The organism is Clostridium sp. BJN0013, assembly GCF_040939125.1.
GTDB lineage: Bacteria > Bacillota > Clostridia > Clostridiales > Clostridiaceae > Clostridium_B.
Genome location: NZ_CP162495.1, coordinates 227,098 through 243,852, shown reverse-complemented (window position 1 = coordinate 243,852; position 16,755 = coordinate 227,098). Strand labels below are relative to the sequence as shown.

General features: G+C 29.2%; 16 protein-coding genes and 2 other annotated features (1 of these 18 only partly in view). Of the genes, 2 read left to right on the top strand and 14 right to left on the bottom strand.

All coding sequences use genetic code 11. From position 1 onward, the window contains the following. Positions 1-10: a binding site (T-box leader), on the bottom strand; it reaches 215 nt to the left of the window's first position. Between the two features lie 81 nt (positions 11-91). Then, positions 92-1,891: an N-acetylmuramoyl-L-alanine amidase gene (locus AB3K27_RS01440; protein WP_368489495.1), complete on the bottom strand. Its 1,800-nt coding sequence runs from the start codon at positions 1,889-1,891 to the stop codon at positions 92-94. Positions 1,892-2,117: 226 nt separating this feature from the next. Between AB3K27_RS01440 and AB3K27_RS01435 the strand changes: the two genes are divergently transcribed. After that, entirely contained in the window at positions 2,118-2,750 is a 633-nt protein-coding gene (locus AB3K27_RS01435; RefSeq protein WP_368489494.1) for an MBL fold metallo-hydrolase, read from the top strand. A 66-nt stretch (positions 2,751-2,816) separates the two neighbouring features. On the opposite strand, the gene AB3K27_RS01430 is transcribed toward AB3K27_RS01435, so the two are convergent. The 3 genes from AB3K27_RS01430 to AB3K27_RS01420 form a co-directional block, all read right to left on the bottom strand. Next, a complete protein-coding gene (locus tag AB3K27_RS01430) occupies positions 2,817-3,182 on the bottom strand; it encodes an ArsR/SmtB family transcription factor (protein ID WP_368489493.1) in 366 nt (121 codons plus the stop codon). Between the two features lie 34 nt (positions 3,183-3,216). After that, positions 3,217-3,741, bottom strand: coding sequence for an anaerobic ribonucleoside-triphosphate reductase activating protein (gene nrdG, locus AB3K27_RS01425; protein WP_368489492.1), 525 nt, complete (start codon positions 3,739-3,741; stop codon positions 3,217-3,219). Between the two features lie 156 nt (positions 3,742-3,897). Continuing rightward, positions 3,898-6,003 carry an anaerobic ribonucleoside triphosphate reductase gene (locus tag AB3K27_RS01420; RefSeq protein WP_368489491.1) on the bottom strand — a complete coding sequence of 702 codons (2,106 nt, stop codon included), beginning with the start codon at positions 6,001-6,003 and terminating at the stop codon, positions 3,898-3,900. 264 nt (positions 6,004-6,267) lie between these two features. Here AB3K27_RS01420 and AB3K27_RS01415 point away from each other — a divergent pair, with 264 nt between their 5' ends. Next, complete coding sequence (locus AB3K27_RS01415; protein WP_368489490.1) at positions 6,268-6,453, top strand: hypothetical protein; 186 nt, start codon at positions 6,268-6,270, stop codon at positions 6,451-6,453. 116 nt (positions 6,454-6,569) lie between these two features. On the opposite strand, the gene AB3K27_RS01410 is transcribed toward AB3K27_RS01415, so the two are convergent. The 10 genes from AB3K27_RS01410 to AB3K27_RS01365 form a co-directional block, all read right to left on the bottom strand. Next, positions 6,570-6,758 (bottom strand): ferredoxin, encoded by a 189-nt coding sequence (locus AB3K27_RS01410; protein WP_368491142.1) that lies wholly within the window; start codon positions 6,756-6,758, stop codon positions 6,570-6,572. A gap of 162 nt (positions 6,759-6,920) precedes the next feature. Beyond that, a complete protein-coding gene (locus tag AB3K27_RS01405) occupies positions 6,921-7,760 on the bottom strand; it encodes a hypothetical protein (RefSeq protein ID WP_368489489.1) in 840 nt (279 codons plus the stop codon). Between the two features lie 323 nt (positions 7,761-8,083). Continuing rightward, entirely contained in the window at positions 8,084-8,680 is a 597-nt protein-coding gene (locus tag AB3K27_RS01400) for a hypothetical protein (protein WP_368489488.1), read from the bottom strand. A gap of 4 nt (positions 8,681-8,684) precedes the next feature. Continuing rightward, entirely contained in the window at positions 8,685-9,983 is a 1,299-nt protein-coding gene (locus AB3K27_RS01395; protein WP_368489487.1) for a hypothetical protein, read from the bottom strand. A 91-nt stretch (positions 9,984-10,074) separates the two neighbouring features. Further along, entirely contained in the window at positions 10,075-10,920 is an 846-nt protein-coding gene (gene rsmA, locus AB3K27_RS01390) for a 16S rRNA (adenine(1518)-N(6)/adenine(1519)-N(6))-dimethyltransferase RsmA (protein ID WP_368489486.1), read from the bottom strand. After that, on the bottom strand, positions 10,913-11,473 hold the full coding sequence (gene rnmV, locus AB3K27_RS01385) for a ribonuclease M5 (protein ID WP_368489485.1): 561 nt from the start codon (positions 11,471-11,473) through the stop codon (positions 10,913-10,915). The genes rsmA and rnmV overlap by 8 nt, the downstream gene beginning before the upstream one ends. Positions 11,474-11,531: 58 nt before the next feature. After that, positions 11,532-12,587: a 3D domain-containing protein gene (locus AB3K27_RS01380; RefSeq protein ID WP_368489484.1), complete on the bottom strand. Its 1,056-nt coding sequence runs from the start codon at positions 12,585-12,587 to the stop codon at positions 11,532-11,534. A 367-nt stretch (positions 12,588-12,954) separates the two neighbouring features. Continuing rightward, positions 12,955-13,728, bottom strand: coding sequence for a TatD family hydrolase (locus AB3K27_RS01375; protein ID WP_368489483.1), 774 nt, complete (start codon positions 13,726-13,728; stop codon positions 12,955-12,957). A gap of 151 nt (positions 13,729-13,879) precedes the next feature. Next, on the bottom strand, positions 13,880-15,844 hold the full coding sequence (gene metG / locus AB3K27_RS01370) for a methionine--tRNA ligase (protein ID WP_368491141.1): 1,965 nt from the start codon (positions 15,842-15,844) through the stop codon (positions 13,880-13,882). Positions 15,845-15,881: 37 nt separating this feature from the next. After that, positions 15,882-16,127, bottom strand: a binding site (T-box leader). Positions 16,128-16,149: 22 nt separating this feature from the next. Further along, entirely contained in the window at positions 16,150-16,728 is a 579-nt protein-coding gene (locus AB3K27_RS01365) for a uracil-DNA glycosylase family protein (RefSeq protein ID WP_368489482.1), read from the bottom strand. Positions 16,729-16,755: the final 27 nt, after the last annotated feature.

Below are 16,755 nucleotides of genomic sequence, written 5' to 3'. Positions count from 1 at the left end.
AAGTTTTTAAAATGTTTACTATTGAATTTTTCTCTATTATATTATATGAAAATTTTCTTGTCAATTTATTTGCAAGAAAATTTTTAAACTCTTAGTACCCAAGTGCTTTCAGTATTCCATCAGCTATAGCTTGTGCAAATTTTGTTCTATATTCATCACTGCTTAATTTTGCAGCATCCTCAGGATTTGTTACAAAACCTAATTCTGTCAATACTGCCGGTGCAGTTGTATTCCTTGCAATATAAAGCCAACTTCCATCTTTTAAGCCTCTATTATAAGTTCCTACTTCTTCTACAATGCTATTTTGTATATATGTGGCTAACTTTCTACCCTCTTCATTTCCTGTATAATATAAAGTCTCCGTACCATTAGCTGAAGAACTATCAAAAGAATTAGTATGAATACATACAAAATATTTAGCATTGACACTATTTGATGTGTCACAACGTTTTTGAAGACTTTCTGAAACACTCATTGAAGTAGAACGCATATCTGTTGTTCTTGTATATACTACATTTATTCCATGCTCCTCAAGTATTTTACCTGTTTTCAAACCTACTGACAGTGTAATATCATCTTCTTGAAGTCCATTTATTCCAGTAGCACCAACATCACTTCCCATTCCATGTCCTGGATCTATAACTATTATAGGAGCCGTATTTGAAGGTGGTGTTTGTTGGGCCTTCGCAACTATAGATAAAGTAAGAGTCACTTCTTTATCATATCCTGCCGCAGTGCCTTTATATGTAAATGTACCAATTTTAGACGAATCCACTTCCTTTGAATCCCATATGACACCTATTTTTTGAGTAGTTCCATTGCTCATAGTAGCTTGTACACTAATTGGAAGAGAGTACTCATCCCCCTCAGTTATCTGATTGGCTAGATCTGATATGGAACTTACCGTTAGTTCTTTATTTTCATTTAAGGAACTTAAGGATTCCAAAACTCCATTTGCAATAGCAGCTGCACTTTTATTTTGATAATCGTCACTTCCAAGTAAACTACTTTCCTCAGAATTAGTCATAAACCCTAACTCTACCATAACAGCCGGTGATAAGGTTCCCCTAAGTATTTCATGCTGGAGCTGTCCTTCTTTAACACCCCTATCCACACGTCCAGTATAGCTTACCATTTCATTTTGGATTTTTTGAGCAATATTTTTAGCTTCATCACTATAACCTGCATAATAAGTTTCTATACCATTTACTGCTGAATTTTCAGCATAAGAATTACAATGTATAGTAACAAACATATCTGACTTTGCATTATTTGCTATATCAAAACGAGATTTTAAATCTGAGCTACTATCCCAGGAAATATTATCATCTTTTCTAGTGTACACTACATTTATTCCATTTTGCTCTAATATATTTCCTGCTTTTAACGCTACAGATAGATTCACATCTTTCTCATTTAAACCTGATCCACTAATATTTCCTTTATCATTTCCTCCATGACCTGCATCAATAGTAACTGTATATTTTGCACTAGAAGTTGGATTTGATTTTACACTAAATTGCATTTTAGATTCACCATAGCTTTTGCCACTTATAGACTTCAATCCACTTTTCACAATTAAATTATAAGTTTTACCATAGGTATACTGAGTTTTAGGTGCAACTACCAAATCACTTCCATTATCCTGCAATTGCACAGATATTGGAACAGAATTCCCATCACTATCTATAACTACTATATTTGAATCATTTACTGTATTTTTATCCAATTGCATATTAAACTTTATTTTCCATGACTTATTAATTTCTACATCTTTTCCTATAACCGTTCCATCATATGCAGAAGCATGAACAATATCGATTTTTACAAAAGCCATAAACATAAATATAAAACTTATCAACATAATTTTATAAACTTTTGTATCTTTCAAATAATCACCTCCTTATCATAAATTTCTAGATAATAAAATTTAAAAACTTACATCTATAAAATTTTACATGTAACATATACTATTATAATATAAAAAAGGTTAATTTTATAGATTTTTATAAATAAAGTTAACTATATTTAAATATTAACTTTAGTGGTTTATTTTTTACACTAATTGCCATAATTCCTCTTCAGGAAAAATATATATAAAGAAAGGAAATACTCTCATGGAAATAAAATGGATAGCCCATTCTTGTTTTTTATTAAAAGATTCAAAAGGAAACAAACTTTTGACAGATCCCTTCGACGAAACTGTTGGATATAATACTTTTCAAGGGAAAGTTGATATAATTACTACAAGTCACAATCATTTTGATCACTGCTATACTGAAAAAATAAAATATAAACATCTTATAAATAGTGTAGGTTCCTATAATTTATTTGGAGTAAATATTACAGGTATACCTTCTTATCATGACAAAGTACAGGGTGCTAAAAGAGGAAAGAATATAATATTCATTATAGAAATGGATGGTTATAGAATATGTCACTTGGGAGATATAGGTTATATATTGACTGAGAATGAATTAAAAGAATTAGGTAATGTTGATGTACTTCTAATTCCTATAGGAGGTAATTTTACTATAGACGGCAGGGAAGCTGCCAAGTTAGCTAAAGCTATCAACAGCCACATAGTAATTCCCATGCATTATAAAACCTCTCATTTAACCTTTGAGTTGGAAGGATTAGATCAATTTCTTAAATATATGAAAAACGGAAAGAGAATTAAAAGTAATACCTTAATTATAGAAAATAAATTATCTCATTATAATGTGGTTACTGTACTTGATTTCATTTAAAATACAAAACATATCTATATTTTAAATGAAAAGATTTCTAAAAATTATTTTAAATCTTTAGAAATCTTAATTGTGTTCCACATGTTCTAGTCCTGCATTAAATAATCTATCTATATGTTCATCATCCAAAGAATAATAAACAGATTTTCCTTCTCTTCTAAACTTAACCAGCCTGGCAGCTTTTAAAATTCTCAATTGATGTGATATAGCAGATTGACTCATTTGAACTACTTCTGCTATATCACATACACATAGCTCTTTTTTAAATAAAGAATATATTATTTTAATCCTTGTATAATCACCTAATATTTTAAAAAGCTCTGATAATTTCATAAAAGTTTTTTCACTTAACATATTTTCTTTCACATATTCTATATTTTGTTTATTAATTTCAGTGCAGGAACAAACTTCAATCTTCAAATCATCCTTCAAAAATACCACCTCATTATGAAATATTATATTATATTTATCTATAATCTTTCAACTTAAAGTTCTTAATTATAGTATTGCCATATTGTAAACTTTTCTTCACATCAATAATTCTTTGATTTTTAGAACCCTTAAATTTCAATCTATCATCTTTTTTATCTTCTTCAAATTTTCCATCTACCAATACATCTATATTTCTTAATAGCTCTTGCCATGACTTGTTACCTTTACTATTTAATATATATTCAAATGTATATCCTGTATAACACCATATATTTAAATTTAATTTTTTAATCTTATGGGCCATATATGCAAAAGCTTCTGCCTGTTCAAAAGGATCACCACCCGAGAAGGTAACTCCCTTTATAAGAGGATTAACCTTCACATCATGGATTAAAACATTTATATCTTTTAATTCTCCTCCATTAAAACAATGGGTAGATGGATTAAAACATCCCTTGCAGTTATGTCTGCATCCTTGTGCAAAAAATACTCTCCTCATGCCAGGTCCATTTACAAGACTTTCATAGGCAATACCTGCTAATCTAACCTTATTATTCATTATTATTCCACTTCCTTATTAAAATATATTAAATAAATTAAGTAAATAATGAACTAAAACCCGGTCTATTTTACTTAATGTTTTTACATATACACAGAATTTCCTGTAAAAATCATTACGTAAAATAGACAAATTTATCTTTTCCAATATATTGATTTAATAATATACTATTTTATTACTACCTTGTGCTATTCTGTCCTTTCTTTCTGCCGTTTTTCCTTCCCCAAATCTTTCATCTAAGGATAAATATCCAGTTACCCTAGATATGCCCTGTATGTTACTACTACCACAGTGAGGACATCTATTTTCCCCATGTAAATAAGTACCACATTCCCTGCAATATCTTATATGAAAATTTATTCCCATATAGGATATATTTGTATTATCATAGGCATAATTGATTATATCCCTAATAATTTCTTCCGATGGATAATCATCTATTTCTATATAACTTATATGTCCACCATTACAAATTTTATGATAAGGAGCTTCAATATCTATCTTATCTTTTATAGATATTGGAAATCCTACAGGTATATGATAAGAATTAGTGTAATAATCTTTATCTGTTACACCTGGTATTTCTCCAAATATTTTTTTATCCTGTAATATGAACTTCCCACTTAAACCCTCTGCAGGTGTAGCATAACAACTCCAGTTCAAATGAGTTTGTTCTATAAATTTGTCTGTATATTTCCTGATATAAGAAATTATCTTTACCCCAAGTTCTCTTGAATTTTCATCCTCACCATGATGTTTTCCCGTTAGTGCAATTAACGTCTCTGCAAGTCCGATAAATCCTATAGCCCAGGTACCCTGCTTCAATACAGGCTCTATAGAATCATCTAATTTTAAATCTTCAGAACCTTTCATAAGCCCCTGACCTACTACAAAAGGTAAGTCCTTAACTTTTAACCTTTTTAAAATATCATATCTGTGCATTAAAGATTCTTTAGCTAAATTCAACTTATTATCTAATAACTCAAAAAACCTATCCACATTTTTTTTAGCCATAATCCCCAATCGAGGTAAATTGATTGTTACCGGTGCTATATTTCCTCTTCCTTTTGTTCCTGGTTCTCCATTTACATTTGAACAAACATAAGTTCTACATCCCATAGTAGCTGGTATTACACCTTTATCATAATACATCTTATTAAAATCAGCATCCAAATTCATAAAAGTAGGATTCATTCTCTTTGAAGCTACCCTACATGCAATTTTAAACAGATAATAATAAGGATCATACTGATCTTTATTTACTCCCTTTTTAACTCTAAATATTATGTTGGGAAATATAGGCTGTTCTCCTTTTCCCAATCCTTTTTCATATTCAGTTAAAAATACCTCACATACTAAAGCTGCATCTTTAGATCTTGGTATGCCTAAATTTATTGAACTAAAAGGCACTTGTGAACCTGCTCTTGAATGCATAGTATTTAAATTATAAATTATTCCCTGCATAGCCTGCTCTACATTTTTTCTTAATCTTTTTTCCGAAATCTCCTTTAGCCTATGCTCTTCTACCCCTACTTCCCTGAGATACTGTATTATTTCCTTTCTTGTAGGTTCCACAAAAACAGCCATATCATTATCAAAATCGGGATGAGACTGTCCACCAAACATATCATTTTGAGATGATTGCAATAATATACAGGAAAGTTCCGCTGCAGATTCTATTCTCTTTGGAGTTCTAATATTACCATACCCTGTATTGAATCCATGTAAAAGCATCTCTTTAGTTGGTATATGAAGGCAGTTAATAGTTAGATTATAACTATCTAAGTCATGATAGTATATGTCTCCATTTTCATGAGCTTTTGCTAAGTATTTTGGCATAGCACCTAAATTATGCCATTTGTTTGATTCACTGGCTATTCTAAGTAGTTTAGAACTAAAATTATTTCCTACATTAGCATTGTCTCTATCTGTCTCTATACCTATCTTATCAATAACTTTCATAAGATCTGATTTTATATCTCTTATTTTAGTTCTTTCATTCCTATAATTTGAATATACCAATCCTATTTCTCTATGGCCATTTTTTAAAAGAATTTTTTCAACTATATTTTGTATTTCTTCTACTTCTATTTCTTTTACATTAAGCTTTTCTATTTCCTTTATTACTTTTTGAGTCAAATCTATAAAGTCACTCTCTTTTAATTCATAACCAATTTCTTCTGATGCACTTTTTATGGCATTAGTTATTTTTATAGAATTAAATCCTACTTTTCTACCATCCCTTTTCACAACATGTAGCATACACTATACCTCCCAACTACTATATATTGTGTATATATCTTGTTTATTATACTATGTAAAATTTAAAATATCAATTTTAGAATTTAGCTTTATCACAATTTAACAAACTCTCTAAGTTATATTTCTTCCATTTCTTTTAATTATTATCCCTAAATGGTACTTGATATTTTATTATGTATCATATAGTAAAATATGAATAATAATTAAATATATAGTTAACATTAAATAGAATATATAAATTAAATTTTGAGGAGGAAATATTTTATGATTGGAGAAATAATTGATATGAATATTTCTCATGCTCTTGTAAGTTTTCAAGATGGAACTACTAAAGATGTAAACATTACTCATCTACCTTCAAATTCAAAAATAGGTGATAGAGTAAACATAACTCCTAATTCCTCACCTACTTTGGGTGATAAACTAAATGATATATATCCTATCCTATGAATATATTATAAAAATAGGAAACAACAAAAAACTGTGCACAAACTATCTTAAAAAATACTAATTTAAATATTCTTTAATAAATTTATACACAGTCTATTATTTAATTTTACAATAACTTATTCTACTGTAATAGCAGAAACAGGACAGCCATCTGCCGCTTCTTTAGCAGAATCCTGAGATGTTTTCGGTACTTCATTTACTGTAGCTACTGCTTTCCCATCACCATCCATATCAAATACATCTGGACATACCTCTGGACATAATCCACAACTTATACAGGTACCTTTATCAACTGCTGCTTTCATAATATTATCCCTATACATTAATTATAATACAATCAATATATAATGGGATTTTCACCCCTTTCATCCATAATCATGGAATTATAAATTATACTTTCTATATCTAAGAAAGCCTATTTTAGTATTCTCAAAAACATGATTTATTATAGATGAATTAAAATTATTTTAAAATCCTTCTAGTTTATCTTCAGATATGGTAACATTCCATCTTCCATTTTCATAAACATCCTTTATATAGTAAATTTTCTCACTTCTCTTTTTTACATCCCAAAATTTAACAGTAGCTTTATACAACGTAGTCTTATATCCTTCAGTTTTTACTGTAACCCATATATCATATTTTTCCTTATCATTATTTCCAATATTAGCATTCTTAAATTCATCAATAAGCTCGGATTTAAATTCCTCTAAGTCTGTAGACAATATAAATCTTGCTGCATCTATATCATCATTAAAGTTTATTCCAATTTTTTTATCCTTATCCTTAAAATATTTATTTAATGTTTCTATTATAGCTCCATAATATACCTCTTTAAAATTACTCGGAGGCATTCTTATATTCCAAAAACTGTTTATCATATCATTATCTATTCTCTTTGATACTATGTATATTTGTTTTCCATTATAGAGATTTCCTGCTTCATCCTTATCAAGTCCTGCTATATAAGAAAATTTATGAACCTTATTATTCGTTTCCTTTATTTCTAATGTATAATCTGGTTGCAGAGAAGATTTTTTAGATACTTTTTTAGCTGAAGCCAACATATCATATAGATCCTTAATAGTATCTTGGTCAGTAACTACAAATTTAAATCCTTGATCTCTGGTACTTTGAATAATTATTTCTTCTACTTTACCTTGCTTTATATATTCAAAATCAGAATTCTTTAACCCCGTTTTAACCTTTAACTCATCTAATTTATTACATCCACACAATAGAAATACTCCTATTAAAACAATTAATATAAAAAATATATTGATTCTTTTTTTTATAACCCCATCCATTACCTTCACCTACTATATAACAACGTTATAAATCCATTCCATAAACTAATTTTTATTTACACAGTTATAATTTTTTCTCCTTATTTATCCCAATACGGCAATTAGCTAACACCTCCATTTTTTCAAAGTAAGGTATAAACACTGCTACACGCCTTTATAAGTTCTTCTAAGGTTCAGATGGAGAAAAGCATCTCTCTATAACAAACTCCATCTGAATATAAGAATCACTTAATTAAAAAGTCTCTAAATAATTATATCATATTTAAATATAAAAAATCCCCTTCCATAATGATAAACTGAAAGGGAAGAAATTATACACATCTCTATTTATACTCTAATGTTTTAACAATAGTTTCAAATATAGTTGGCATATTCTCTTTAAAATCTGATTCATTTACAAAAAAAGAAAATCTACAAAATTGAGTTCCTTTTTTTAAAAAATACTCCATACCTTTATAACTATCTCCTACTTCTTTTGTAATAGTATATTCAACTAAGTATCCACTACTTCCGTTAATCTCAATCTCATTTATGTGATACTTCTTATATAAATTCTGTTTTTGAGATATAATTTTACTATTTTGTAAAAATGATTTTAAGCTTCCATCTAAATTCCATACTTCAACAAATCCTCTTATTTTATTATCTTCACTTTTAAAATCACTATGGTATAATATTTCATTTCCAAATATATCTTGATTCTTAGAAGACCACTTGGAAGGCAGTTTATACTTTAATTTACTTTCCATTCCTTCATACTGAGTTAAATATTTTATATTATTTTGCATAAGAGCTGTAAATTTTAATTTCATATCAAAATTTTTTTCAAGTCCTAAAAGTATTATCATAAGACCTATTATAATTATGGTAACTCCAAGTTTTCTCTTATTTATTACTATTGATTTAATAATAGGTGTCATAATTTCACTTTTTCACTGGTATGACTATGGTATTTGTCTTAAAATCATAGAACATTAACCAGTATCCCATTTTATCTTTACCTTCCTTAGGTATCCATGTAACAAATCCTGACTTACCTCCATATGGCTGATCCTTCTTACTGTTAGTGCCTGGTATACCATATATTAAATATTTTACTTTATTATTCTTATCAAATTTATATCCCGTCAAATAATGAAGATGTTTCTTTATATAAGGATAGTATCCTATCATAGGATAGTAAACTAAGGCATATCTACTATAATCATCCATATTATACATGTCTTCTATAGAATTTGCAGGTACCTTATACCATTTGCATCTTTTTAATTCCTTATTTAAATTCTTTATCTCCTTAAAGCCATACACAAGTTTATTAAAAAAATTCCCCTGTGAGTTTCTTCGATAATTTCCATTCATACATCTATCCTCACACTTATGATCACTTGCTTTTGACTTTTCACAGTGCTTTTCTGCAAAATTATCTATATAGAGAGAATCCTCTTCTTCTAGTTCTTCTTCTAGAGTTACATTCTCCTCCTGAAGATCTTCTCTAATTTTTGATTCAAATACATCATCTGATATTGGTTCTTCTTTTTTATCTACAAAAACTTCTTTACTTTTTTGGTCATCTTCCTGACTTTGTTCATTCTCTATTTCCTCTATAAATTGCTTGTCTTCTTCATTATCTTTTTCAACTTCAGTTTTTTCTCTATCACTTTTAGCTTTTTCTATACTGTCTTCATATTTATCAAATATGCTTTTTTCTTTCTTTTCCACTTCTTGTTCTACTATTTCATTTTCACTTATTTTACTTTCATCTTCTTTTATATCGTCCTTTGCTTCATCACCCCTGTCTTCTATTACTGTAAAAGATCTCCAATTCGGTATTTCAGTACTTGAGAACCCACTCATTACAGGTATTATATTATTATCCAATATCCTAACTATAGCAGCTCCTGATACCTTATCCATAGCTATGCCACTTCCTGCTACATCATTTATGGGATATTCATAACATGTATCTGCTCTTCCATAATCATCTATGTTCATTTCACCAATTTTAATTATATTTTTTATACCTTTTTTATTACATATTAGCATCATATAATAAGGGGTTTTTTCTTTCTTTAAATTCTGTACATAGTAAGATATTTTACACTTATCATTTTTTGTTTCCAATTTTGCATATCCTGAAGCAATCTTGTCAGAAGCTAAAGAGTATCCTTTTTCATCTTCTTGTAATATTATAAAGTATCTACTATAACTCTTTTTTTGTGCCAACTTCTATACCTCCATATATTATCTTCATTATAATATATGAGATAACTCTCAAAAAGTGAACAAATAGTTTTATCCTCAGTTAGAAAACATGTTATACCCTGTATGTTAATTCATATATACAATCTGACAATACGCCAAATTCCTCTATAGAAAGAGTCTCTCCCCGTCTCTTGGGATCTATTCCAGCTTTATTAAATGCTTTTTCCATATATTCCTTAGATAGCTTTAAGGTTTTTAAGGCATTCCATAAAGTTTTTCTTCTCATATTAAAAGAACATCTTATTACCCTAAAAAATAAATCTTCACTTTTAATTTTAACTTTAGGACTTTTTAACTTAGTTAATTTTATAACTATAGAATCAACTTTAGGTGATGGAATAAATGCATAGGGACTAACTTTTCTAAGTATTTCTACACTACAATAATACTGAACCAATAAAGAAAGTGCCCCATATTGCTTACAATTAGGCTCTGATACTATTCTTTCACCTACTTCTCTTTGAATCATTATAGTTAAAGTTTTGAAATTATAATGATTATTTAAAAGTTTTGAAATAATAGGAGTAGTAATATAATATGGAAGATTAGCCACAATTTTTACACTTGATTCATCCTTTATTATTTTGTTAAAATTTATCTTTAGTACATCTTTATGTATTAATTCAAAATTAGGATAATATTTTAATTCTTCTTTTAGTATGGCAATTAAATCTGAATCCAGTTCTATAGCACAAACTTTTTTAGCCCTTTTTAAAAGTTCTTTTGTTAACGTGCCTACTCCTGGTCCTATTTCTATAATAAAATCATTTTTATTTATATCCGTGCCTTCCAATATGTCATGTAATACAGAATTATCTATTAAAAAATTTTGTCCTAAATTTTTCGAAAATCTAAAATTATATTTTTCCACTATTTCTCTAGTAGATAAATTATTCATTTTCTTTCTCCTTTATTAGATTACTTACTTTATCTATAGCTTTTTCAAACTCCTCTCTTGCTATGCCATAATTATTTAGTCTTTTTAGAAATTGGGATGAATTACAATATCCTATACCTAACTCTTTACCAAGCATATCTCTTTTCATTTTAGATTTTGCACCTCCTGTAAGCTGAAAAAATACCATATCTTCTACTTTAAATTCTTTTCTCTTCTCTTTCAATTCACACTTAGCATTTTTCAAAGCATTTATTATAGTTTCTGGTAATGCGTTTTCAATACCAATATTACCGTTTTTTATCCCATCTTCTTGAGATATATAGGCATGCTTTATACCTTTAACTCTTTTAGATATGATTTTCCTTATTTTTTCTCCTGCAAAGTCCGGATCTGTCATAACTATTACACCCTGTCTATTTTGAGCTTCTTTTATTTCATCAATAACCTTTCTATTTATTCCAAAACCACCTACAGCTATCAATTCTGCATCTACGGCTCTTTTAACTGCAGATATATCGTCCTTTCCTTCAACAACTATTACTTCTTTAATCATATTTTCCCCCATTAATATTTAATTTTCCTATTAAAAGAAAAAAGAGGAGCACATGCCCCTAATCCATAACATAAACATTAATCCATCGCACGCCCCAGTTATTTGCTTCAGAAGCAGAATTAAAAAACAAATCTACCCTATTACCTTTAATGGCACCTCCTGTATCTTCAGCTATGGCATATCCATAACCTTCTATATAAAGTTTGGTACCAAGCGGTATCACTCTAGGATCAACTGCTACAGAGCTGTAGCCTCCACTGCTTCTTCGAGCTACAGTTCCTGAGGCTGTTATGCCAAAATCCGGATGCCCAGGTCCTTTGCCTGTACTTTCATAGTCCGCAGTATATGCAGTTGCTTTCATTTGCAAGAATTTAGCATAACTAAAATTTCCCCCTCTAGAAAGGGTATAGTCACTATTTAATGTTCCTACAGCTACTATCTGCTGCACTGGTTCTTTTTCTACAATTTCACTGATAACCTTTCTAGAAACTTCTTTATCATCCTCATATATTATTCTGGTAATAGTTTGTTTTTCTCCATTTTGCCCCTCTTGTAGAACCTTCTTGGCCCCACTTTCAATTTCACTATCATTTTTTATAACTATATCATAGTCTATATTTGTAATCTCTTTTACGTCTTTAGTCTTCACCCTAGTCACTACTACTTTTAATCCTTTTTTAATTGCATAATCTTTAGATGGATATACTTTATCAAGATTTGAAAGTTGAATTTTTTCTGCCCGTAACATATCTTTAACATTATGTTCAGCAGACTCTATATTTAATTTTTTACCATCCACTTTTACTTCAATTGGTACTGCCCTTATAATTGATAATTTACTTTTATCTTTCACTCTACTGTCTAGACTAGGCTTTACCTTATCCTTTGATCCCAATTTAATTCCATTATTATCCAAAACTTCTTTGTAAGTACCACCAAACGTGGCAATTTTTTTGTCACTGCCATCTACTGAAATAGTTATCGTTTTTATCATATAAAATATTGTTAAACTTATAACTACTAAACTTATTGTTAAACTTATAACTATAATAGATTCTACCTTGGGACCGTCGGAAAAATATTTCTTTAAGTAAGTTTTAAACTTTTCCATCATAAAAATACCTCCTCTGGGCAAGAGCGACATACCTCATTATAAACGGATCTTAAATTTATGTCAAATATCGCCCAGGATAAATTGTAAAAAAATTCTAAATGCAGCTTTGTGCATAAACTATAAATAAAAAATATTTATTTATGATACCAATATTATTAATTAATACAGTGTAAATTTATACCTAAATTTAGGTAAATAAATAATTTATGCCTAATTACAAAGCTAAATTATATTTTAAAATTACAATTTATGTTATTTTTCAGGTGGTATTATTATAGTTTTATTACATCTTATGTTATAAATATATTTTAAATTACTTATGAGGTAACTAATGGATACAATTATAGTATATTCCTATTTATAAATATTATGTTAGGTTAAGAAGATGTTTAATATTAGAAATTGTTATTTTACTCATTTCTTCTTCTGTAATTCCTCTTATTTCCGCTATTTTTGATATAATAAACTTTATATATTCTGATCTATTCCTCTTTCCCCTAAAAGGTACAGGAGCCATATAAGGACAATCAGTTTCCACTAAAATTCTATCAATAGGTATTTCCCTTACTACATCCAATGACTTTTTTGCATTTTTAAAAGTCACTACCCCAGTAAATCCTATATAATAACCTAGGTCTATACATTCTTTTGCAAATTCCACACTTCCTGAAAAACAATGTATCTCTCCAACAACACCTTTAAATTGTTTTATTATATCTAAAACATCTTTGTGTGCTTCTCTATCATGTATGATCACAGGAAGGTCTAACTCTTTTGCTAATTCCATTTGTCTTATAAATATAGATTTTTGTATTTCTTTAGGTGGATTTTCTTTATAATAATAATCAAGACCTATTTCTCCAATGGCCCTTACTTTTTCATTTTGAGCCATAATTTTTAACTCATTTTCTGTATTGTAGGCAAATCTATCTGCATATTCTGGATGTATGCCTACTGCTGCATAAAATATATCCTGTTCATTTGCTAGTTTAACAGAAGTTCTGGCTCCCTCTATAGAAGATCCACAATTTAATACTCCAACTATATTATTTTTTCTCAATTCATTTATCACTATATTCCTATCCCCGTCAAATTGTTCATCATCATAATGTGCATGGGCATCAAATATATTTAATTTCATATTGACTCCTCTCCATTTTAAAATTAAATTCTTCCTATAGATATATTGTTAATTAAGAATTAAAGTTTCAAATTGTAAAAAATAATCTACAATCTTGAATTATTCTCTCTTAATTCTCAATTAACCTTTATTCAAGTTAGAAATTCTATATTTATTTTACTATACTCCCAGTAGGAAGTTCTCCTTGAATAGATACTGTAAATAATTTACTGTCATCATTTGAAGCTGCACATAATATCATTCCTTCTGAGAGCTCTCCCTTTAATCTTACTGGCTTTAAATTTGCTACAACCACCACATACTTTCCTAAAAGTTCTTCTGGTTTATAATATTTAGATATACCTGATATTACCTGCCTTTTTTCCTGCCCTAATTCAAGCTGCAGTTTAAGTAACTTTTTAGAGCCTTTTATGGCCTCACATTCCAATACTCTTGCAACCCTAAGATCTAATTTTTCAAAGTCATCTATGGTTATTTCTTCTTTTATAGGTTCTACTTTAAAATTCTGCTGGGCACTTTTTTCTTCTTTTAGACTATTTAACTCTTCTATCTTTTTATCCACATCTATTCTAGGAAATAATATATCTCCTTTATTTACTTTAGTTCCTGACCTAGTTCCATCAAAAGAAGCTATGCTGTCCCAAGATGTAACCTCTACATTAAGCTGTTTATAGATTTTTTCACTGGTTTCAGGAAGAAATGCACAAAGGCATACAGATATTATCCTTAATGATTCTGAAAGATTGTAAAGTACCGTTCCCAATCTATCCTTTTTACTTTCATCTTTGGCTAATATCCATGGAGTAGTTTCATCTATATATTTATTAGTTCTTGATATAAGTTCCCATATGTTGTCTAATGCCTCGGGTATTCTTAAATGATCCATATGTTTCTCTATTTTTATAGGTGTATCCAAAGCTAAACTTATAAGTTCGTCATCTATATCTTCCTTTTCTTTTGGTGCTGGCATAATGCCATCAAAATATTTTTCTATCATAGTACAGGTCCTTGATAATAAATTTCCTAAATCATTTGCTAAATCTGAGTTAATTTTCTTTATGAATATCTCATTATTAAACAGTCCATCAGCACCAAAAGGAATTTCTCTGAGCAAATAATATCTAACTGCATCCGTACCAAAATGATTTACTAAAACTACAGGATCTACTACATTTCCCTTAGATTTTGACATTTTCCCTCCATCTACTAGAAGCCAACCATGTCCAAATACCTTTTCCGGTACTTCTTCTCCTAAAGCCATAAGCATTATAGGCCAATAAATTGTATGAAATCTTAATATATCTTTACCTACCAAATGTACATTTGCCGGCCAATATTTTTTATACAACTTGTCATCTTCACTACCATATCCTAGAGCTGTTATATAATTTGCTAGTGCATCTATCCATACATATATTACATGCTTGTTATCAAAGGTTACAGGTATTCCCCAGTCAAAAGAAGTTCTTGAAACACAAAGATCCTGAAGCCCTGGTTTCAAGAAGTTATTTAACATTTCATTTTTTCTGGACTCAGGTTGTATAAATTCAGGATGAGTTTCAATATGTTTTATAAGATTAGGTGCATATTTTGACATTTTAAAGAAATACGCTTCCTCTTTAGCTTTTTCAACTGCTCTGCCACAATCAGGACATTTTCCGTCTATCAATTGAGTTTCAGTCCAAAACGATTCACAAGGTGTACAATACCATCCTTCATAATTTCCCTTGTATATATCTCCTTGATCATATAATTTTTTAAATATTTTTTGAACTGCCGTTATATGATATTTTTCTGTAGTTCTTATAAATTTATCATACTTTATATTCATTATTTCCCACAATTCTTTAATTCCAGCCACTATTTCATCTACATACTCTTTAGGAGTAACTCCCTTAGCCTCTGCCAGTCTTTGAATCTTTTGTCCATGTTCATCTGTACCCGTTAAAAGCATTACATCATAACCAGTAATCCTTTTAAATCTAGCAAGGGCATCTGCTGCAACAGTAGTATATGTATTACCTATATGAAGATTTGCCGATGGATAATAAATAGGTGTAGTAATGTAATATGTTCCTTTAGTCATGTTTATTTCTTCCTTTCTCTTATAATTTATATTAAAAATAAAAACCTCTATATGAAAACTTTCTTCATATAGAGGCGTAGAATACGCTTTACCACTCTATTTCATCTTTATCTCACAATAAAGACATTTGTAAGTAAATAATATTACCTTTCAATATAACGGTTGATGCCGTACCATCCTAATATTAATTTCACTACTTCAAATGGTATACTCCAGAGCCATATTCATAAACTATTTTGCTTTCGACTTTCACCAAATTGTCGACTCTCTTTGTACAAAATTAATTTACTACTCTTTCCTTCATGGTATTTAACACTATAATATGTTATATACTTTTATGTGTCAACATTTTTTACTTGAAATACTTCTTCATATTTTTTTCTTATATTTTTTAAGTCTTGCCAAAATAAAGGTTTTTTATTCTCATCTCTCAATATAGCGGAAGGATGAAAAGTAGTAGTTATATAAAATCCTTTTCTTTCAACCCACTTTCCCCTATCTCGTGTAATTCTCCAATCCTTCCCTAATATACAGCCCATTGCGGTAGCCCCAAGACAAACTATTATTTTAGGCTTTATAAGTGCTACTTGATTTCTTAAATAAGGAAGACATGTCTTTTCTTCATCTTCATAAGGAGTTCTATTATTTTTAGGTCTGCATTTACAAATATTACATATGTAATAATCTCTCTTTCTGTATAGATCCAGTGCTTCAAGAGCTTTAGTCAAAAGTTTTCCTGCTCTTCCTACAAAAGGTAATCCTATCCTATCCTCATCTGCTCCAGGTGCTTCTCCTATAAACACCATACCTGCCTTAGGATTTCCATCTCCAAAAACCATATTTATTCTATTATCACCTAAACCACACTTCTTACAATTTATACATTCTTCGTATAATTCTCTCCACTTCAACAATTCCAATCTCACCTCAAAATACCATTA